16 protein-coding genes are annotated in these 19,244 nt (G+C 64.9%); 6 read left to right on the top strand and 10 right to left on the bottom strand.

The window, feature by feature from the left end:
• Nucleotides 1-19: 19 nt before the first annotated feature.
• From FJ417_RS04185 to FJ417_RS04160, 5 genes are all read right to left on the bottom strand, one after another.
• Complete coding sequence (locus FJ417_RS04185; protein ID WP_140782580.1) at nt 20-835, bottom strand: ABC transporter permease; 816 nt, start codon at nt 833-835, stop codon at nt 20-22.
• Nucleotides 825-1,730, bottom strand: a complete 906-nt coding sequence (locus FJ417_RS04180) for an ABC transporter permease (protein ID WP_181166848.1) — start codon at nt 1,728-1,730, stop codon at nt 825-827. Before FJ417_RS04180 ends, FJ417_RS04185 begins: the two co-directional genes overlap by 11 nt.
• A gap of 313 nt (nt 1,731-2,043) precedes the next feature.
• The gene (locus FJ417_RS04170) at nt 2,044-3,042 is read right to left on the bottom strand and encodes an ABC transporter ATP-binding protein (RefSeq protein WP_140782579.1); all 999 of its coding nucleotides are present in this window, start codon (nt 3,040-3,042) and stop codon (nt 2,044-2,046) included.
• Nucleotides 3,043-3,200: 158 nt separating this feature from the next.
• Nucleotides 3,201-4,355, bottom strand: a complete 1,155-nt coding sequence (locus tag FJ417_RS04165) for an ABC transporter substrate-binding protein (RefSeq protein ID WP_140782578.1) — start codon at nt 4,353-4,355, stop codon at nt 3,201-3,203.
• 130 nt (nt 4,356-4,485) lie between these two features.
• Nucleotides 4,486-5,397 carry a LysR substrate-binding domain-containing protein gene (locus FJ417_RS04160; RefSeq protein ID WP_140782577.1) on the bottom strand — a complete coding sequence of 304 codons (912 nt, stop codon included), beginning with the start codon at nt 5,395-5,397 and terminating at the stop codon, nt 4,486-4,488.
• Between the two features lie 89 nt (nt 5,398-5,486).
• Here FJ417_RS04160 and FJ417_RS04155 point away from each other — a divergent pair, with 89 nt between their 5' ends.
• Together FJ417_RS04155 and FJ417_RS04150 are read left to right on the top strand one after the other, a co-directional pair.
• Nucleotides 5,487-5,936 carry an Rrf2 family transcriptional regulator gene (locus FJ417_RS04155; protein ID WP_140647061.1) on the top strand — a complete coding sequence of 150 codons (450 nt, stop codon included), beginning with the start codon at nt 5,487-5,489 and terminating at the stop codon, nt 5,934-5,936.
• Complete coding sequence (locus FJ417_RS04150; protein ID WP_140782576.1) at nt 5,926-6,822, top strand: NAD(P)/FAD-dependent oxidoreductase; 897 nt, start codon at nt 5,926-5,928, stop codon at nt 6,820-6,822. The genes FJ417_RS04155 and FJ417_RS04150 overlap by 11 nt, the downstream gene beginning before the upstream one ends.
• Nucleotides 6,823-6,841: 19 nt before the next feature.
• On the opposite strand, the gene FJ417_RS04145 is transcribed toward FJ417_RS04150, so the two are convergent.
• A complete protein-coding gene (locus tag FJ417_RS04145; protein WP_140647059.1) occupies nt 6,842-7,606 on the bottom strand; it encodes a DeoR/GlpR family DNA-binding transcription regulator in 765 nt (254 codons plus the stop codon).
• 386 nt (nt 7,607-7,992) lie between these two features.
• Between FJ417_RS04145 and FJ417_RS04140 the strand changes: the two genes are divergently transcribed.
• Together FJ417_RS04140 and FJ417_RS04135 are read left to right on the top strand one after the other, a co-directional pair.
• Nucleotides 7,993-8,874, top strand: coding sequence for a phosphotransferase family protein (locus FJ417_RS04140; RefSeq protein WP_140782575.1), 882 nt, complete (start codon nt 7,993-7,995; stop codon nt 8,872-8,874).
• A complete protein-coding gene (locus FJ417_RS04135; protein ID WP_140782574.1) occupies nt 8,871-11,324 on the top strand; it encodes an FAD-dependent oxidoreductase in 2,454 nt (817 codons plus the stop codon). Before FJ417_RS04140 ends, FJ417_RS04135 begins: the two co-directional genes overlap by 4 nt.
• Nucleotides 11,325-11,339: 15 nt before the next feature.
• Here the strand turns inward: FJ417_RS04135 and FJ417_RS04130 are convergent, their stop codons facing one another.
• Nucleotides 11,340-11,972, bottom strand: a complete 633-nt coding sequence (locus tag FJ417_RS04130) for a class I SAM-dependent methyltransferase (RefSeq protein WP_140782573.1) — start codon at nt 11,970-11,972, stop codon at nt 11,340-11,342.
• Nucleotides 11,973-12,068: 96 nt separating this feature from the next.
• Between FJ417_RS04130 and FJ417_RS04125 the strand changes: the two genes are divergently transcribed.
• Nucleotides 12,069-12,971: a phosphotransferase family protein gene (locus FJ417_RS04125; protein ID WP_140782572.1), complete on the top strand. Its 903-nt coding sequence runs from the start codon at nt 12,069-12,071 to the stop codon at nt 12,969-12,971.
• On the opposite strand, the gene FJ417_RS04120 is transcribed toward FJ417_RS04125, so the two are convergent.
• Nucleotides 12,968-13,891: a DMT family transporter gene (locus FJ417_RS04120; protein WP_140782571.1), complete on the bottom strand. Its 924-nt coding sequence runs from the start codon at nt 13,889-13,891 to the stop codon at nt 12,968-12,970. The genes FJ417_RS04125 and FJ417_RS04120 overlap by 4 nt on opposite strands.
• 77 nt (nt 13,892-13,968) lie before the next feature.
• Nucleotides 13,969-15,249 carry an amidohydrolase family protein gene (locus FJ417_RS04115; RefSeq protein WP_140782570.1) on the bottom strand — a complete coding sequence of 427 codons (1,281 nt, stop codon included), beginning with the start codon at nt 15,247-15,249 and terminating at the stop codon, nt 13,969-13,971.
• Nucleotides 15,250-15,423: 174 nt separating this feature from the next.
• Between FJ417_RS04115 and FJ417_RS04110 the strand changes: the two genes are divergently transcribed.
• Nucleotides 15,424-17,178, top strand: coding sequence for an ABC transporter ATP-binding protein (locus FJ417_RS04110; RefSeq protein WP_140782569.1), 1,755 nt, complete (start codon nt 15,424-15,426; stop codon nt 17,176-17,178).
• Nucleotides 17,179-17,223: 45 nt separating this feature from the next.
• Here FJ417_RS04110 and ilvD read toward each other — a convergent pair whose 3' ends face one another.
• Nucleotides 17,224-19,068 (bottom strand): dihydroxy-acid dehydratase, encoded by a 1,845-nt coding sequence (ilvD, locus tag FJ417_RS04105; protein ID WP_140782568.1) that lies wholly within the window; start codon nt 19,066-19,068, stop codon nt 17,224-17,226.
• Nucleotides 19,069-19,244: the final 176 nt, after the last annotated feature.

Raw genomic sequence — 19,244 nt, 5'->3', positions numbered from 1 at the left:
CACTCCCTAATCAATTCGGTTATTTGCCCGAACCGGCGATCTGGTCGCCGTCGCGGGTCAGGTAATAGGCAAAGAGGATCGGCAGCAGCGTCACCAGCACGACGACCATGGCCACGACATTGGTGACCGGGCGCTGGCGCGGGCGGATCAGTTCCTCCAGCATCCAGATCGGCACGGTCTGCTGCTGGCCGGCGGTGAAGGTGGTGACGATGACCTCGTCGAAGGAGAGCGCGAAGGCGAGCATGCCGCCGGCGAGCAATGCGGTTGCGATGTTGGGCAGCACGACATGCCGGAACGTCTGGAAACCGTCAGCCCCGAGGTCCATCGAGGCCTCGATCATCGAACCGGAGGTGCGGCGGAAGCGGGCGACGGCGTTGTTGTAGACGACGACCACGCAGAAGGTGGCGTGGCCGAGCACGATCGTCCAGAACGAGAACGGGATGTCGGCCAGCGCAAAGGCCGAGCGCAGCGCAATGCCGGTGATGATGCCGGGCAGCGCAATCGGCAGGATGACCAGCAGCGAGATGGCCTCGCGGCCGAAGAAGCGCGTCCGCGAGACGGCGGCGGCGCAGAGCGTGCCGAGCACCAGCGCGATCGCCGTCGAGATGGCGGCGACGCGGACAGAGAGCGACAGCGCGTCCCAGACGTCCGGCCGGTTCCAGGTGACGGCGAACCATTGCGTGGTGAGCCCCGGCGGCGGCCAGACGAAGCTCTTCTCTTCCGTCGTGAAGGCATAGATGAAGATCAGGAGGATCGGCAGATGCAGGAAGAGCAGGCCGCAGGCGGCGGCGATCTTCAGGCCGAGCGGAGCGGATTGGCCACGGTCAGAGCGCATCGAAAGCCCCCATGCGCTTGGCGCCCCAGAGATAGAAGCCCATGATGACGATGGGCACCACGGTGAAGGCGGCAGCCAACGGAATGTTGCCGGCGGTGCCCTGCTGCGAATAAACGGCCTGGCCGATGAACAGGCGCGAGGTGCCGATGATCTGCGGGATGATGTAGTCGCCCAAAGTCAGCGAGAAGGTGAAGATCGAGCCGGCGACGATGCCGGGCAGCGCCAGCGGGAACAGCACGTTGCGGAAGGTCTGGCCGGGTGAGGCGCCGAGATCGGACGAGGCCTCGACCAGATTGCCGGGCACGCGTTCGAGCGCGGCCTGCACCGGCAGGATCATGAAGGGCAGCCAGACATAGACGAAGACAATGAAAGTGCCGGTGAAGGAGACCGACAGCGAGTTGCCGCCGACGATCGGCAGCGACAGCCAGGCATCGAGCAGCCAGAGCAGGTTCAGCTTGGCGAGCAGCCAAGTGAGGATGCCTTCCTTGGCCAGGATCAGCTTCCAGGCGTAGATCTTGACCAGATAGCTCGACCACAGCGGCAGCATGACGCCGAGATAGAACAGCGCCTTCCAGCGGCCGCGCGCATAGCGCGCCGCGTAATAGGCGATGGGGAAAGCAATGATTGCCGAGGCAAGCGTGACGAGCGCCGCCATCGTCACCGTGCGCAGGATGATGTCGAGATTGGCTGCCTGGAACAGGTCGCCATAGGTCTTCAGCGTGAACTCGCGGTTGATGAGGCCGGAAAACTCGTCGATCGAGAAGAAGCTCTGCGCCAGCAGCGCGAACAGCGAGCCGATATAGACAATGCCTAGCCATAGCACTGGTGGCAGGAGCATGAGCAGCAGCAGAAGCTTCGGCCGGCGCCAGAACAGGTCGGAGAGCGCACCGCGCATGCCGCCGCTGCCGGGCAGGATGGCCGGGGTGGGGTTGGACTGAACAGCGGCGACGGTCATGGGGCCGCCGCGTGCTGAAGGGCATTGTGGGGGAAGCCGAGATCCTTCGCGCCCCCCTCTGTCCTGCCGGACATCTCCCCCACAAGGGGGGAGATCAGCCGTCGCCTGCGATTTCGCCAGTCACCAACGTCGGAAGGATGCGTGGGGCGCCGAAACAGCCAATCTCCCCCCTTGTGGGGGAGATGGCCGGCAGGCCAGAGGGGGGCGCCGTAGAGCGCCTCGCCTGCCTGACTGGCCACTATCCCGAGCACGGTCATGCCGGCTCGTCCATCAGATGCAGGCTCTCGCGGTTGAAGGTCAGCATCACAGCCTCGCCTTCCGGCGGCAGCGCCGTGCCCGCCGGCACGACCGCGTGCAGCCGCAACCCATCGGCGTCGAGCGCCAGCCTTGTCGTGGCGCCGAGGTAGTTGGCCCCGACCAGGCGCGCGGCGACGCCGTCGCCGCTGGCCGCGCTGGAGATGCGGATGGACTCCGGGCGCAGACTCCCCCAGCGATGCTGGCCGGAATAGCGCTGGACGAAATCCGGCGGCAGCACGTTGGACGAGCCGACGAAATCGGCGACGAAGCGTGTGTTCGGGCGCTGGTAAATATCTTCCGGAGTGCCGACCTGCATGATCCTGCCATCGTTGAAGACGGCGACGCGGTCGGCCATGGAAAGCGCCTCGCCCTGGTCGTGGGTGACGAAGACGAAGGTGATGCCGAGTACCTTCTGCAGCGATTTCAATTCCTCCTGCATGTTCTCGCGCAGCTTGAGGTCGAGCGCGCCGAGCGGCTCGTCCAGCAGCAGCACCTTGGGCTGGTTGACCAGCGCGCGGGCAAGCGCGACACGTTGGCGCTGGCCGCCGGATAGCTGGCCGGGGCGGCGCGCGCCATAGCCCGGCAGGCGCACCAGCGACAGCGCTTCCTCCGCCGCCTTCAGCCGCTCGGCCTTGCCGACGCCCTTGACCATCAGGCCGTAAGCGACGTTGTCGAGCACGTTGAGATGCGGGAACAGCGCATAGTCCTGGAAGACGGTGTTGACGTTGCGGCGATAGGGCGGCACGCCCTCGGCGCGGGCGCCGAAGATGGAGATCGAGCCGGCCGTCGGCTGCTCGAAGCCGGCGATGAGACGCAGGCAGGTCGTCTTGCCGGACCCTGACGGCCCCAGCATGGCGAAGAACTCGCCCGGTACGATGTCGAGATCGACGGCGTCGACGGCGCGCACGTTGCCAAAATGGCGCGAGACTTGTTTGAAGGAAACGGCAGAGGTCATGGGCCTGTCTGTCTATAGCCGGACTGTCTATAGCCGGGTCTGGGAAATTCGCGCGGCGAACCACCTCCCCGCGAGAGGTCGCGGTTTAGCCTCGGGTGGGGATCGCCCCCACCCCGACACTGCATCTCGAACCTACCCCCGGAGGGAGGACTAGGAGATCACCGGCCGCCGATGACGCCGATATAGTCCGACACCCAGCGGTAGTAAGGCACGCACTGGTCGTTCTGGCTGGCGCATTTCGACACCGGCGTCTTCCAGAACTTGATCTTGTCGAAATTCTCGTAGCCGTTGGTCTTGCAGCCTTCCCCGCCGAGCAGTTCGTTGCCCTTGCAGGCGGCGGGCACGACCGGCAGCGAGCCGAACCAGGCCGAGACGTCGCCCTGGACCTTCGGCGACAAGGAATGCTCGAGCCACATATAGGCGCAGTTCGGATGAGCGGCGTCGGCTTCCATCATGGTGGTGTCGGCCCAACCGGTGACACCCTCTTCCGGCACGGTCGAGGCGACCGGCTTCTTGGCGGCGACCAGCGTGTTGACCTGATAGGGCCATGAGCCGGAGGCGACCACGCCTTCGTTCTGAAAGTCGTCGACCTGGATCGCGGCATCGTGCCAGTAGCGGCCGACCAGCGTGCGCTGCGTGCGCAACAGATCGAGCGCCGCCTTGTACTGGTCTTCGTTCAACTCGTAGGGATCCTTGATGCCGAGTTCCGGCTTGTGGAACATCAAATAGTTGGCGGCGTCGGCGATGTGGATCGGGCCGTCATAGGCCTGGACGCGGCCCTTGTTCGACTTGCCGTCGGGCAACTTCATTTCCTCGAAGACGACATTCCAGCTCTTGGGCGCTTCCTTGAAGACGTCGGTGCTGTACATCAGGATGTTCGGGCCCCACTGGTAGGGAACGCCGTAATGCACCTTGTCGACGGTGAACCAGGGCGCATCCTTCAGGCGGTCGTCGACGGTCTTCCAGCTTGGGATCAGATCGGTGTTGATCGGCTGGACACGCTTGCCGGCGACGAGGCGCAGTGAAGCATCGCCCGAAGCGGTGACGAGGTCGAAGCCGCCTTCGTTCATCAGCGAGACCATCTCGTCCGAGGTGTTGGCGGTCTTGACGTTGACCTTGCAGCCGCTTTCCTTCTCGAAAGCCGTCACCCAGTCATAGCCCTTGTCGGTCTCGCCGCGCTCGATATAGCCCGGCCAGGCAACGATGTTGACCTCACCCTCGCCCTTGCCGAGTTCCTTGACCTGGGCGATGGCCTGACTGGAAAAAGTCAGCGCGACTGTCAGCGCCGTGCACGACTTCAGGAATGCATTCATCGTCGATCTCCCATTGCTAGGGGCAGCGCTCTCAGGGCGCGGCTTTGTTCCCTGAACGGAAGGTGCTGTGAAAAATCCGGTTTCGCAAATTCATTTATCAGAAAGCCGATATCGGTTTTACCGATAGGTATCACAGTCGCTGGCGCACCATCCGCTGCGACTGCGCGAGGCCGATGAAGTCGCGCGCGGCCTGCGGCAGGCCGGAGCCGCGGCGCCAGACGGTGCCGACTTGGACCACTGGCAGCGCGCCGGAAACGTCGCGCGATTCGATGCGGTCGCCTTCCAGCGACCAGGGCCGGTAGACGAGGTCGGGCAGCAGCGCCACGCCGGCGCCGGTGGCGACAAGGCTGCGCACCGCCTCGACCGAGCGGGTGCGGAAGGCGACATGCGGCCGGGCGCCGATCGCCGACAGCAGCTTGCCAGTGTTCTCCTCTATCTCGTCGACGGTGAGCATGATCAGCGGCTCGGACGCGATATCGCCGATCGAGATGATGTCGGCGCTGGCGAGCCTGTGGCTGAGCGGAACCCACAGCCGGTAGGCCGAAACTTCCAGGATTTCCGACTGCAGCGCGGTGCGGTCGCGCAGGTTGGACGTCACCATGACGGCGATGTCGAGCTTGCCACCGACCAGAAGGTGCTCGAGATAGTCGCCATTGTCCTCGATGGCCGACACCTCGACGCCGGGATAGGCGCGGCGGTAGCGGGCGAGCAGATCGGAGAGCACATAGCCGGCGACCAGCGAGGTGACGCCAAGCTGCAGGCGGCCGCCCCCGGCGGCCTGCTCGCTGGAGAAGGAACGGCGCGCATCGGAGACATCGGCCAGGATCTTGGTCGCGTGGCGCAGGAACTGGTGACCCTTGTGGGTGATGTTGAGGCCGCGCGGATGGCGCTCGAACAGCTCGACGCCGAGATCGCTCTCCAATTCCTTGATCGCCTCGGTGACCGAGGACTGGGAAATCGACAGGTTCTGCGCGGCGCCCGAGACGGTGCCCTGCTCGGCGACGGCGACGAAGAACTGCAATTGGCGGATGGTGAAAGCCATGGCCGGACTAAACACCGGCCAATGCGGTGCTGGGAAGTGGGCAAGGTCCAAAACTTGACGGCCGCTGTATTCGTAACTATCTAAGTTACATGAAACGCAACAGCCGACTGTCCTCGACCCTGCATATCCTCGTCCACATGGCCGACGCGCCCGACCGGGCGCTGACCTCGGAGCAACTGGCCGGCTTCATCCACACCAATCCGGTGGTCGTGCGCCGCACCATCGCCGGCTTGCGCGAGGCCGGCGTCGTCACCTCGTCGCGCGGCCATGGCGGCGGCTGGCAGCTCGGCCGCGCGCCGGACAAGATCTCGCTGGCCGAGATCAGCGCCGCGCTCGGCGAAACGCTGCTGCCGTTCAGCACCGAGCCGGAAAGTCCCGGGTGCCTGGTCGAGCAGGCGGTGATCGCCGTGCTCGACGATTTTCGCCTGGAGGCGGAAAGGCTGCTCACTGAGCGGCTCAGCCATATCACGCTGGCCGACCTGACGGCCGACTTCCGCCGCCGTTATGACCTGATTGGAGTATCCAGCCATGCAGTATGATGTGATCGTCGTCGGCGGCAGCTTTGCCGGCCTCTCCGCCGCCATGTATGCGGCGCGCGGGCGGCGCAAGGTGCTGGTGATCGATGCCGGGCAGCCGCGGAACCGCTTTGCCGAGCATTCGCATGGCTTCTTCGGCCAGGACGGGCGGGCGCCGTCGGACATCCTCGACGAGGCCAGGGCACAGTTGCTTGCCTATCCCACCGTCAAGGTGATGGACGGCCGCGCCGAGCGGGCCGCCGCTGCCGGCGCCGGCTTCGAGGTCCGGATGGACGATGGCGAGGGCTTCGGCGCGACACGGCTGGTGCTCGCCACCGGTGTCCGCGACATCCTGCCGGACGTTCCAGGACTTGCCGCGCAGTGGGGCAAGACGGTGCTGCATTGCCCCTATTGCCACGGCTACGAAGTGGCCGGCGGGCCGCTCGGCGTGCTGGCGACCGGACCGATGTCGCTGCACCAGGCCGAGCTGATTTCCGACTGGGGCGACGTCACGCTGTTCGCCGACGGCTTGTTCGAACCGGACACGGACCAGGCGCGGGCATTGGAGAAGCGCAACATCAGGTTCGAGCCGGCTAAAGTGGCGGAAGTGCACAACAACGGCGCCGACGGTCTGGTCGTCAGGCTGGATGGTAATCGCAGCGCAAGCGTGCGGGCGCTGTTCACCGCGCCGCGCAACGAAATGGCAAGTCCGCTCGCCGAGCAGCTGGGCTGCGCCTTCAACGAAGGCCCGCTTGGCCGGGCGATCGTCGTGGACGACAAGCAGCAGACATCGGTGCCCGGCGTCTTCGCGGCTGGAGACGCCGCGCGCCTGATGCACAACATCGCCTTCGCGGTGTCGGGCGGCGCGATGGCCGGGGTTGCGGTGCACCAGTCGCTGGTGTTCGGTTAGCCTCTCATTCCTGGGCGCGTCAGGCTGCGGCAATACTGAGCCGGGCGCCGGCCTGGCTCAGCGCGGCGGCTATGTCGCGTGGCGGCGGCTGGTCGGTGACGAGCTCGGAAAAGCCGTCGAAGCCGCAGACCCGGACCAGTCCTTGGCGGCCGAACTTGGTATGGTCGGTGATGACCAGCGAGCGCTGGCCGCGCGACAGCACCATGCGGGCGAATTCCGCCTCTTCCAGCTCGTAGTCGGTGAGGCCGGCGGCGGCGTCGACCGCGCCGATCGAAATCACCGCGTGATCGACCGAAAAGCGGCTGACGAACTCGATCGCCGAGATGCCGAAAGCCGCGCCTGAATCGCTGCGCAGCTCGCCGCCGGCCATATAGACCTTATTGCCGTTCACCGTCGCCAGCGTGCGGGCGATGTCGGAGGAATTGGTGACCACCGTCAGCCGGCGATGGCCGAGCAACTCTCGCGCGAGGAAGGATGTGGTCGTGCCGGTGTCGAGCATGATCGCCTCGCCATCGCGGATCGTGGCCGCGACCATCCTGGCGATCAGGCGCTTGGCTTCGGCATTTTCGCGCATGCGCCGCTCGAACGGCGCCTCGCCCACCATCGAGGCAAGGCCCACGGCGCCATGCATCTTCAGCACCGACCCGTCGTCGGCCAGCGGCTTGACGTCGCGCCGCACCGTTTCCAGCGAGACGCCCAGACGTTCGGCAAGGCTGGCTATGGTGATCGTGCCCTCCTCGTTAAGGAGCCGCAGGATTTCGCCATGCCGTTTCGAATGGATCATGTGGATGTCCCGGCACTTTGACCGAATTTAAGGCTTTGGCAACGCTTTGAAAGGAGTCGCTTATATTTTCGGGCAAAACACCCAAAAAAAGTCACAGCTTTTGATTGACAGCTCTGCCACCCTGGCATGACATTAACCTTGTGACAGGCTCGGAACTGCCGCGGGAGGGTGATGGCAGAGCCGCAGCCTAGTGACCAGATCGCCTGGAACCAGCCAGGCGCGAGTTTTTATCGAATCCGCGGGGGCGGATGCCGGGATATCATACCTGGCCAAGGGGCTCGTCGGTGCGGTGCGGGATACCGATCCTGGCGTCTCGCACCGACGAGGCTTTTTCATTTTTTGCCATCCTTGTTTTGGGCGGGGCCGGCTGAGGCCGGAACGAAGCCGTGAACGCCGAAGACCGCATCCGCGCCCTGCCGTGCTGGAACGGCATCGAGATCGAGCCGCTGCCGGGCGGCCTCAGCAACGCCAATTTTGTCGTCACGGATGCGGCCGGGCGCCATGTCGTGCGCTTCGGCCAGGACTTCCCGTTCCACCATGTCTTTCGCGAGCGCGAGGTGATGACGGCGCGGGCAGCGCATGCGGCGGGCTTCGCGCCGGCCGTGCATTATGCCGAGCCCGGCATACTGGTGACGGAATTTCTTGGAGCCAAGACTTTCCTCGGAGAGGATGTGCGCGCCAATCTCGGCAGCGTGGCGGCTCTGCTGCGCGGCTTCCATCGCGAGATGCCGAACCACGTCTCCGGCGCCGGCTTCATGTTCTGGGTGTTCCACGTCATCCGCGACTATGCGCGCACGCTGGACGAAGGCGGCAGCCGAAAGAAGGATCAGTTGCCGCGCTATCTTTCGCTCGCCGACGAGCTCGAGCGGGCGCAGAAGCTTTTGCCGATCGTCTTCGGCCACAACGATCTTTTGCCGGCCAATATTCTCGACGACGGCAAGCGGCTGTGGTTGATCGACTTCGAGTATGCCGGCTTCAACACGGCGATGTTCGACCTCGCCGGCGTCGCGTCCAATGCCGGCATGAGCAACGACGAATCCTTCGCCTTCCTGACCGCCTATTTCATGAAGGAGCCGGACGGCGAAATCCGCCGTTCGCATGCCGCCATGCAATGCGCCTCGCTGCTGCGCGAGGCGATGTGGAGCATGGTCTCCGAGCTTTATCTCGACGCGCCCGGCATCGACTATGTCGCCTATACCGAGGAAAACCTCGTCCGGCTCGACGCGGCGCTTGAGAATTACTGGACGAAATACGGGACCAAGTCATGACTTTGCCCAGCCATGCCGAAATCGTCGTCATCGGCGGCGGCATCATCGGCTGCTCCACCGCCTATCATCTGGCACGCGACCACAAGGCCGATGTGGTGCTTCTCGAGCAGGGCAAGCTGACCTCGGGCTCGACCTGGCACGCCGCCGGACTGGTCGGGCAGTTGCGCTCCTCGGCCTCGATCACACGCGTGCTCAAATATTCTGTCGATCTCTACAAGGGACTGGAGGCCGAGACGGGCCTGGCGACCGGCTGGAAGATGACCGGCTGTTTGCGGCTGGCGACGAACGCCGACCGTTGGACCGAATTCAAGCGGCTGGCGACCACGGCAAAAAGCTTCGGCATGAACATGCAGCTTCTGTCGCCTGCGGAAGTGAAGCGCATGTGGCCGCTGATGGAGACCGGCGATCTGGTCGGCGCCTCGTGGCTGCCGACCGACGGGCAGGCAAGCCCCTCCGACATCGCCCAGTCGCTCGCCAAGGGCGCGCGCATGCATGGCGCGAAACTGTTCGAGGACGTGCGCGTCACCGGCTTTGCGATGAAGGACGGCCGCATCACGGCGGTGAAGACTTCAAAAGGCGACATCGCTTGCGGCAAGGTGGTGAACTGCGCCGGGCAGTGGGCAAGGCAGGTCGGCGCGATGGCCGGCATCAACGTGCCGCTGCAGCCGGTAAAGCACCAGTACATCATCACCGAGAAGATCGAGGGACTGGCCAACGACGCGCCGACGATCCGCGACCCCGACCGCCGCACCTATTTCAAGGAAGAGGTCGGCGGGCTGGTGATGGGCGGCTATGAACCCAACCCGCAGGCCTGGACAACCAATCTCCCAGGGGGTGACGTCCCCAACGACTGGGAGTTCCGCCTGTTCGACGACGACTACGATCACTTCGAACAGCATATGACCCAGGCGATCGCGCGTGTTCCGGCTCTGCAAACCGCCGGCGTCAAGCAGATGATCAACGGATCGGAGAGTTTCACGCCGGATGGCAATTTCATCCTGGGCGTCGCGCCCGAATGCGCCAACATGTTCGTCGGCGCCGGCTTCAACGCCTTCGGCATCGCGTCGGGCGGCGGCGCCGGCTGGGTACTGGCGCAATGGGTGGTCGACGGCGAGGCGCCGCTCGACCTCTGGGTGGTCGACATCAGACGCTTCTCCGGCCTGCACCGCGACCGCGACTGGGTCAGCGACCGCACGCTGGAAGCTTATGGCAAGCACTACACGATCGGCTTCCCGCACGAGGAGTATCTAACAGGACGGCCGCGCATCGTCTCGCCACTCTATGAGCGGCTGAAGACGCACCGCGCCGTGTTCGGCTCCAAGCTCGGCTGGGAGCGGCCGAACTGGTTCGCGCCGGACGGCGCGGCCGCCGAGGACGTCTATTCGATGGGCCGCCAGAACTGGTTCGGCCCGGTCGGCGACGAACACCGTCATGTGCGCGAGAAGGTCGGCATCTTCGACCAGTCCTCCTTCGCCAAATACGAGCTGACCGGCGCGGACGCGCTGAAGGCGCTCGACTGGATCTGCGCCAACGACGTCAACAAGCCGGTCGGACGGCTGACCTACACGCAGCTCCTCAACACGCGCGGCGGCATCGAGGCCGACCTCACCGTGTCGCGGCTCGGCGAGGACCGGTTCTACATCGTCACCGGCACCGGCTTCCGCACGCATGATCTGTCCTGGATAAGCGACCATATCGGCTCGGACCTCGACGCCAGGTTGAAGGACGTCACGGAAGATTTCGGCACGCTGTCGCTGATGGGGCCGCGCGCCCGCGACGTGCTGTCGGCGGTGACGGAGGCCGATGTCTCGAACGCCGCCTTCCCCTTCGGCCATGCGCGCGAGATCGCAATAGCCGGCCATAGCGTGAAGGCGCTGCGCGTCACTTATGTCGGCGAGCTCGGCTGGGAGCTGCATGCGCCGATCGCCGCCACCGGCGAGGTTTTCGACGCGCTGATGGCGGCGGGCAAGGCGCATGGCATTCGCCCGGTCGGCTACCGCGCGCTGGAGTCGCTCAGACTGGAGAAAGGCTACCGCGCCTGGGGTTCCGACATCACGCCGAACGACACGCCGCTGGAGGCGGGGCTCGGCTGGGCGGTGAAGCTTCGCAAGAACACCGACTTCGTCGGACGCAGGGCGCTGGGGAAAGCAGCCGGCAAAGCGCCGACGAAACGTTTTGCCGGCTTCACCGTGGACGATCCCGAGATCGTGCTGGTCGGGCGCGAGACGATCCTGCGCAATGGCGAACCGGTGGGCTACCTCACCAGCGGCGGCCACGGCTACACGGTGGGCAAGAACATCGGCTACGGCTATGTGCGCAATGCCGACGGCGTCGGCGACGAGTTCCTTACCTCTGGCGACTACGAGTTGGTGGTGGCGATGGAACGCACGCCGGCAAAAATCCATCTCGAGCCGATGTACGATCCGGCCGGAGCAAGGATAAGGGCCTGATCCACGCAGAGCGGGTCAGCTGACGCGCAGCACAAGCCCCCTGCTCGGCACGGTATCGGTTTCGCCCGGCATCGAGGCATAGGGCGCCGTTTCCTCGACGCGCTTCAACCTGCCTTGAGCCTCAAGCCCGGCGATGCGCTCGGCGAAGCCGGCCTGCCACAGCGTGTTCTTGACGGTCAGCACGATGACGCCGCCTGGGCGGCAGATGCGGATCAGCTCGTCCAGTCCCTCGACCCCGACATGGCCCGAGGTGAAGACGCCCGCCGAAACAATGCCGGCATAGGCGCCGTCGGCGAAGGGCAAAGCGTCGCCCATCGCCAGGCGATGCAGCGCCGTGTAGACGCCCTTGACGCCTGCCTTGTCCAGCATGCCTTGCGAGATGTTGAGCGCCTCGACCCTCGGATAGCCGGTGATGGCCAGCCATTCGCCGATCAGGCCGGTGCCGGCGCCGGCGTCGAGCAAGGGTTCTGCGCCGCGCGGCAGGTGCCGGGCAAGCAGCGCCAGGCATATCGTCGGGTGACGGTAGCCGGCAGCCGACATGTCGGCGTCATAGGTCTCGGACCAGCTGTCATAGATCGCCGCCACTTCCTCAGGCCGCTTCGCGGCGTAGGCCGCGCTTAGCGAGCCGCTGTGCTTGCCGTCCGCCATTTCTGCTCCCGCCGCCGATTCGTATCCGCAATGGTAGCCAAGCGGCAAAAACTGTGGAACCGTTCCGCTATAAAACATCGTGTGATGGTAAAGGGGATGACGATGGACGAGGCGCGCGCCGCGTTGGCCGCCATTCCGGCGCTGGCGGGCTATGACGGGCCGCTGCAGCGTTTGGGCGGACTGACCAACATGGTCTACAGGGCCGGCGAAGCGTGTCTGCGCATTCCCGGCAAGGGCACGCAAGAATATATCAACCGCGCCAACGAGGCGGTGGCGGCGCGCGAGGCGGCCAGGGCCGGCGTCAGTCCCGAAGTGCTCCATGCCGATCCGGCGTCCGGCCTGATGGCGACGCGTTTCATTGCTGGCGCCGAGACGATGTCGCCCGAAAAATTCAAGGCGCGGCCGGGCAGCCCGGCGCGGGCCGGCCAGGCCTTCCACAAACTTCACTCTTCCGGCGCGGTCTTTCCCTTCCGCTTCGAACTGTTCGCGATGATCGACGACTATCTCAAGGTTTTGTCGACCAAGGACGTGGCGCTGCCCGCCGGCTATCACGACGTGGTGCGCGAGGCGGAAGCTGTGCGCGCGGCCCTTGCCGCGCACGCAATCCCGCTCGCCGCCTGCCATTGCGACCCGCTGTGCGAGAATTTCCTCGATACGGGCGATCGGATGTGGATCGTCGACTGGGAATATTCCGGCATGAACGATCCGCTGTGGGACCTCGGCGACCTTTCGGTCGAGGGCAAATTCGATGTCGGTCAGGACGAGGAACTGATGCACGCCTATTTCGGTGGCGAAGCGAGGCCGGCGGAGCGCGGACGTATCGTCATCTACAAGGCGATGTGCGATCTGCTCTGGACGCTCTGGGGACTGATCCAGCTCGCCAACGACAATCCGGCCGACGATTTCCGAGCCTATGCCGACGGCCGCTTCGCCCGCTGCAAGGCGCTGATGGAGACAACGGAATTCTCCAGGCATCTGGCCGCGATACGCGCGGGTTAGTTCACGCCCTTCGGCACGTTCTCGGGCGGCACCTCGGTCTCCACCACCTTCTGGCGATGGAAGATGAACATGCCGGCAAGCACGACGATCGCCGCGCCGATCAATATACGCGGCCCCGGGACATCGCCGAAGAACACGAGGCCGAAGACCACCGCCCACAGGAGCAGCGTGTAGTGCAGTGGCGCCAGCGTCGAGGCCGGCGCCAGCTTCAGCGCCCTTGTGATCATCAGATGCGCGGCGCAAGAGACGACGCCGAGCAAAAGCATGGCCCCGAAATCGAGCGCCGACGGCGTGCGCCAGGCGCCGATGGTGAGCAGGCCGCCGACAATCAGCGTGCCGATGGTCTGCCAGGTAACCAAACTCGTGTCGCTGGTGCCGCGCAGGAGACGGCCGAGGATGATGGCGAAGCCGAAGGCGATGCTGCCCACGAGCGCGAAGGCCGAAGACAGCGAAAAGGCCGCCGAGGACGGCTTCAGGATGATCAGCACGCCGCAGAAGCCGACCAGGATCGCCAGCCAGCGGCGCCAGCCGACCTTTTCGCCGAGCAACAGATGCGACAGCGCCGCGACGTAGATCGGCCCGGCCATGTAGAAGCTCATCACGTCGGCCAGCGGCAGGTAGACGACCGCGGCATAGAACAGTCCGGTATCGGTTGTGGTGGCCACGACACGCAGGAACTGCAAAACCGGCCGGTCCATGTGAAACAGCCTGGCCGTGCCCTGGTTGGCGATCATCGGACCCAGCACGATGAAGGCGCCGATCGAGCGGATGAGCACCACCTGTCCGACGGAGAAGCTCGCGACCAGCCATTTGCCCATTGCGTCGTTCAGCGCGAACATGAAGTCGCCGGCCAGCATCAAGAGGATGCCGGCGAGCAACATGTTCCTGATCGTGAAATTGCGCGCAAGGGACAGGGCCATGCCGGCTCCCTAACCGCAAGCAGCTGGTTTGACGAGGGAAATTCGGGGAAATCGGTAAGACCAGCGGCGGAAATCGGCTAGCCGGCATTGTGCCGCCTGTTCACTTGCGCCGGCCGGCCGGCGATCGACAGCCGCGTTTCCTGCCTGGTCCGCTCGGCCACAACCTTGCCCCTGGCAATGACGCAGAGGCGCTCGGGGCGCAGGCGAACGGCTTCGATCGCGTTGCCGGCATCGAGCACGACAAGGCTCGCCCGCTTGCCGACCGCGAGGCCCAGATGGTCCAGTCCCATGATGGCGGCGTTGACGTTGGTCACCATGTCGAAGCAGCGCGCCATGTCGGCCGGGCTCGACATCTGCGCGACATGCAGGCCCATGAAGGCGACGTCGAGCATGTCGGCCGTGCCTAGCGAATACCAGGGGTCGAGCACGCAATCCTGGCCCCAGCCGACGCGGATCCCGAGCGCCTGCATCTCCTTGACCCGGGTCAGGCCGCGCCGCTTCGGGAAGGTGTCGTGGCGCCCCTGCAGCATGATGTTGATCAGGGGATTGGGGATTGCCGACACGCCGGCCTCGGCGATGAGCGGCAAAAGCTTCGAGACGTAGTAATTGTCCATCGAATGCATGGAGGTGAGGTGCGAGCCGGCCACCCTGCCCTGCAACCCGAGGCGCTGCGTTTCATAGGCCAGTTGCTCGATATGGCGCGACAGCGGATCGTCGGTCTCGTCGCAATGCATGTCGACCATCAGGCCGCGTTTGGCCGCGATCTCGCAAAGCTCCATGACCGAGCGCATGCCGTCGGCCATGGTGCGCTCGAAATGCGGGATGCCGCCGACGATATCGACGCCCTTGTCGAGCGCGCGGATGGTGTTCTTCAGCGCCGTCGGAGAGCGATAGAGGCCGTCCTGCGGAAAGGCGACCAATTGCAGGTCGATATAGGGCGCGACGGTTTTCTTGACGTCGAGCAGCGCTTCCACCGCGAGCAACCGGTCGTCGCAGACGTCGACATGGCTGCGGATGGCGAGCAGGCCCATCGACACCGCCCAGTCGCAATAGGCGAGCGCGCGCTCGCGCACCGCTTCATGCGTCAGAAGCGGCTTCAGCTCGCCCCACAGCGCAATGCCTTCGAGCAGCGTTCCGGAAGCGTTGATGCGCGGGATGCCGTAGGACAGCGTTGCATCCATATGGAAATGCGGATCGACGAAGGGCGGCGAGACCAGATTGCCGCGAGCGTCGATCTCGGTCGGCGCGGAGCCCGGCAGTTTCTGCTCGACCGCCCGGATGGTTTCGCCGGCAATGCCGATATCGGCAATCCTGCCGTCCGGCAGCGTGCCGCCGCGCACGATGAGGTCGAAATCCATCTGTCGTCACCCTTTTCAAGTATCGGCAATCATCGTGGCCGAAAAGACAGCCTGGCGCAGCCTTTTCTTTCCCCGGCAGCCGAAAGGTTCCATCGCGCCGCAACTCGCTCTATAAGCCGCCTCTCGCCCTCGTGGCGAATCCGAAATTCTCGCAGCCAGACTCAGGATCGGCCGTTGTTTCGCTTCTTCCGTTCCACGGAAAACCAGCGCCTCATCGCAAGGCTGGTGAGGGAATCCTTCCACGAGCATAGATTCGGCTATGGCGCAGCCATAGTCTCGATGCTGGTGGTGGCCGCCATGACTGGCGCCAGCGCCTGGATCCTGCGCGAGATCACCAACGAATTCGTCGTCTTCAAGAGGCTCGACCGTGTCAACATGATAGCGGCGAGCGTCGCGGGGATCTTCCTGCTCAAGGGCTTCGCAACGTTCGTGCAGGCCTATTGCATGAGCCGTGTCGGCAACGCCATCATCGCCGACCGGCAGCGCAAAATCTACGATCGCATCCTGGCGCAGGGCATCGAATTCTACCATTCGACCTCGTCGGCCGACCTGATCGCCCGCATGACCAACAACGCTCAGGCCGCGCGCAGCGTGCTGGATCTCGTCGTCACCTCCTATGTGCGCGACCTGGTGACATTGATCGTGCTGGTCGCGGTCATGGTTTGGCAACAGCCATGGCTGTCGCTGATCTGCTTTGCCGTCGGGCCAGTGGCGATCTATGGCGTCAACCGCATCCTGAAACGCGTGCGCAAGATCGCGTCCATGGAATTCATGTCGCTTGGCCAGATCGTGCATGTGATGCAGGAGACGGCGATCGGCGTGCGCGTCGTCAAATCCTTCAACCTCGAAGGCGCGATGCGCAAACGCATGTACAAGGCCGTCTCCGATGTCGAGAACCGCGCCAACAACATCGCGACGCTAGAGGCCGCCACCAGTCCGGTGATGGAAACGCTTGCCGGCCTGGCGATCGCCGGGGCGGTCTTTGTCAGCGGCTTCCTGGTGCTGCAGGGCGGGCAGATGCCGGGCAACATCATGGCCTTCATCGCGTCGCTGCTCTTGGCCTATGAGCCGGCAAAGCGCCTGGCCCGCGTTCGCATCTCGCTTGAGACCGGCATCGTCGGCGTGCGCATGATGTTCCAGCTCGCCGACCGGCCGCTGACGCTGGCCGAGAAACCCGGCGCCACTCCGCTGCAACCCGGCCCGGGCGAAATCCGGTTCGACAATGTGAGCTTCGCCTATCCGGAAAGCCCGCCGGTGTTCGAAGGTTTTGACCTGACGCTCGAGGCCGGCAAGATGACGGCGCTGGTCGGGCCGTCCGGCAGCGGCAAGTCGACGATCCTCAACCTGATCATGCGCATGTACGACCCGCAGACCGGCAAGGTGATGTTCGACGGCCAGGATATCTCGTTCGCGACGCTCGATTCGCTCAGGCAAAAGATCGCCTATGTCAGCCAGGACACGTTCCTGTTTGCCGGCACGGTCATGCACAATATCCGTCTCGGCCGCGAGGGCGCAACCGACGAAGAGGTGATCGCCGCCGCCAAGGCCGCCAACGCGCATGAGTTCATCAGCGCCATGACCAAGGGCTACGACACGGAGGTCGGCGAGAACGGTTCGCTTTTGTCTGGCGGCCAGCGCCAGCGCATCTCGATCGCGCGCGCCATGCTGCGCAACGCCGAGATCCTGCTGCTCGACGAGGCGACCAGCGCGCTCGACGCCGAGTCGGAAGCGCTGTTCCGCGACGCGCTGCAGCAGCTCACCGTCGGCCGCACGACCATCGTGATCGCGCATCGGCTTTCCACCGTGCACCAAGCCGACACGATCGTGGTGCTGGAAAAGGGCAGGGTGGTGGAAAGCGGCCCGCACAAGGCCCTGCTCAAGCAAGGCGGGCTCTACCAGAAACTTTATGAATATCAGCTGATGCCGTAGCGCGGCGCTCTCCTTCTCCCCTTGCGGGAGAAGGAGAGGCGTTCATTACTCCGGCACTTTCCGCACAGCGCCCTTGTCGGCGCTGGTGGCGAAGGCGGCGTAGGCGCGCAGCGCGGTCGTCACCTTGCGCTTGCGCTTTTCGGCCGGCTTCCAGCCATCCGGGCCTTTCGCATTCATCGCCGTGCGGCGCGCTTCAAGCTCGGCGTCGCTGATGGCGAGCCGGATCGTGCGGTTGGGGATGTCGATCTCGATCGTGTCGCCTTCCTGGACCAGCCCGATCGCGCCGCCTTCGGCGGCTTCCGGCGAAACGTGGCCGATCGACAGGCCGGACGTGCCACCGGAGAAGCGGCCGTCGGTGATCAGGGCGCAGGCTTTGCCGAGGCCCTTCGACTTCAGGTAGCTGGTCGGGTAGAGCATCTCCTGCATGCCGGGGCCGCCGCGCGGTCCCTCATAGCGGATGACGACGATGTCGCCGGCCTTGATCTCGTTGCCGAGGATCGCCTTGACGGAGGCGTCCTGGCTTTCGAAGACGCGGGCCGGGCCGGTGAACTTCAGGATCGATTCGTCGACGCCGGCGGTCTTCACGATGCAGCCGTCGAGCGCCAGATTGCCCTTCAGCACGGCAAGGCCACCGTCTTTCGAGAACGGCGTCTTGGCCGAGCGGATGACGCCTTTCTTCCGGTCGGTGTCGAGCTCGTCCCAGCGGCGATCCTGGCTGAAGGCGACCTGGGTCGGCACGCCGCCGGGAGCGGCCAGGAAGAAGTCGCGGACATTTTCGGCAGAGGTGCGCGAAATATCCCAATGGTCGAGGGCCTCGCCAAGGGTCGCCGTATGCACAGTCGGCAGGTCGCGATTGATCAGACCGGCCTCGTCGAGCTGGCCGAGAATGGCCATGATGCCGCCGGCGCGGTGGACGTCCTCCATGTGGACGTCGGACTTGGCTGGCGCGACCTTGCAAAGCACAGGCACCTTGCGCGACAGCCGATCGATGTCCTCCATGGTGAAATCGACCTCGCCCTCATGGGCGGCGGCGAGGATGTGCAGAACCGTGTTGGTCGAACCACCCATGGCGATATCGAGCGCCATGGCGTTCTCGAAGGCGCCCTTGGAGGCGATGCTGCGCGGCAGTGCCGTTTCGTCGTCCTGCTCGTAATAGCGCTGGGCGAGATCGACGACGAGATGGCCGGCCTCGACGAACAGACGCTTGCGGTCGGCATGGGTGGCCAAGGTCGAACCGTTGCCGGGCAGAGACAGGCCCAGCGCCTCGGTCAGGCAGTTCATCGAATTGGCGGTGAACATGCCGGAGCAGGAACCGCAGGTCGGGCAGGCCGAGCGTTCGATGACCTTGACGTCCTCGTCGGAGATCTTGTCGTCGGCGGCCGCGACCATGGCGTCGACCAGGTCGAGCGCCTGCGCCTTGCCGGCCAGCACCACCTTGCCGGCCTCCATCGGTCCGCCGGAGACGAAGACGGTCGGGATATTGAGGCGCAGCGAAGCCATCAGCATGCCGGGGGTGATCTTGTCGCAGTTGGAGATGCAGACCATGGCATCGGCGCAATGCGCGTTGACCATGTATTCGACCGAGTCGGCGATCAGCTCGCGCGACGGCAGCGAATAGAGCATGCCGTCGTGACCCATGGCGATGCCGTCATCGACGGCGATGGTGTTGAACTCCTTGGCGACGCCGCCGGCCTTCTCGATCTCGCGCGCGACAAGCTGGCCGAGGTCCTTCAGATGCACGTGGCCCGGCACGAACTGGGTGAAGGAATTGACCACGGCGATGATCGGCTTGCCGAAATCACTGTCCTTCATGCCGGTTGCGCGCCACAGGCCGCGGGCGCCGGCCATGTTGCGGCCATGGGTGGTGGTGCGGGAACGATAGGCAGGCATCGAACTGTCCTTGCTGGCTGGCCGCGCCGATGCGCGGCGGGCGGCGCTCAAACTTTAGTCGGCAGCGGTTATAGCGATCACGACCCGGCATGACCACCATTTTGCACTGCGCCAGATTCTTGCGGAAAAACAGCAAGCCTGTGTCGGATCGCGGCCTGCCCGGCCGTCCTTGGCAG

Source organism: Mesorhizobium sp. B3-1-7 (assembly GCF_006439385.1).
Taxonomy (GTDB): Bacteria; Pseudomonadota; Alphaproteobacteria; order Rhizobiales; family Rhizobiaceae; genus Mesorhizobium.
This window is presented reverse-complemented; position numbering and strand designations above follow the sequence as displayed.

What these genes read in the sequence shown, in the direction of transcription:
- FJ417_RS04120 (WP_140782571.1), bottom strand. Translation starts at nt 13,891, where the DNA reads ATGGCCCTGTCCCTTGCGCGCAATTTCACGATCAGGAACATGTTGCTC.
- ilvD (WP_140782568.1), bottom strand. Translation starts at nt 19,068, where the DNA reads ATGCCTGCCTATCGTTCCCGCACCACCACCCATGGCCGCAACATGGCC.
- FJ417_RS04165 (WP_140782578.1), bottom strand. Translation starts at nt 4,355, where the DNA reads ATGAATGCATTCCTGAAGTCGTGCACGGCGCTGACAGTCGCGCTGACT.
- FJ417_RS04170 (WP_140782579.1), bottom strand. Translation starts at nt 3,042, where the DNA reads ATGACCTCTGCCGTTTCCTTCAAACAAGTCTCGCGCCATTTTGGCAAC.
- FJ417_RS04135 (WP_140782574.1), top strand. Translation starts at nt 8,871, where the DNA reads ATGACTTTGCCCAGCCATGCCGAAATCGTCGTCATCGGCGGCGGCATC.
- FJ417_RS04185 (WP_140782580.1), bottom strand. Translation starts at nt 835, where the DNA reads ATGCGCTCTGACCGTGGCCAATCCGCTCCGCTCGGCCTGAAGATCGCC.
- FJ417_RS04145 (WP_140647059.1), bottom strand. Translation starts at nt 7,606, where the DNA reads ATGATCCATTCGAAACGGCATGGCGAAATCCTGCGGCTCCTTAACGAG.
- FJ417_RS04155 (WP_140647061.1), top strand. Translation starts at nt 5,487, where the DNA reads ATGAAACGCAACAGCCGACTGTCCTCGACCCTGCATATCCTCGTCCAC.
- FJ417_RS04115 (WP_140782570.1), bottom strand. Translation starts at nt 15,249, where the DNA reads ATGGATTTCGACCTCATCGTGCGCGGCGGCACGCTGCCGGACGGCAGG.
- FJ417_RS04160 (WP_140782577.1), bottom strand. Translation starts at nt 5,397, where the DNA reads ATGGCTTTCACCATCCGCCAATTGCAGTTCTTCGTCGCCGTCGCCGAG.
- FJ417_RS04130 (WP_140782573.1), bottom strand. Translation starts at nt 11,972, where the DNA reads ATGGCGGACGGCAAGCACAGCGGCTCGCTAAGCGCGGCCTACGCCGCG.
- FJ417_RS04125 (WP_140782572.1), top strand. Translation starts at nt 12,069, where the DNA reads ATGACGATGGACGAGGCGCGCGCCGCGTTGGCCGCCATTCCGGCGCTG.
- FJ417_RS04150 (WP_140782576.1), top strand. Translation starts at nt 5,926, where the DNA reads ATGCAGTATGATGTGATCGTCGTCGGCGGCAGCTTTGCCGGCCTCTCC.
- FJ417_RS04180 (WP_181166848.1), bottom strand. Translation starts at nt 1,730, where the DNA reads ATGCGCGGTGCGCTCTCCGACCTGTTCTGGCGCCGGCCGAAGCTTCTG.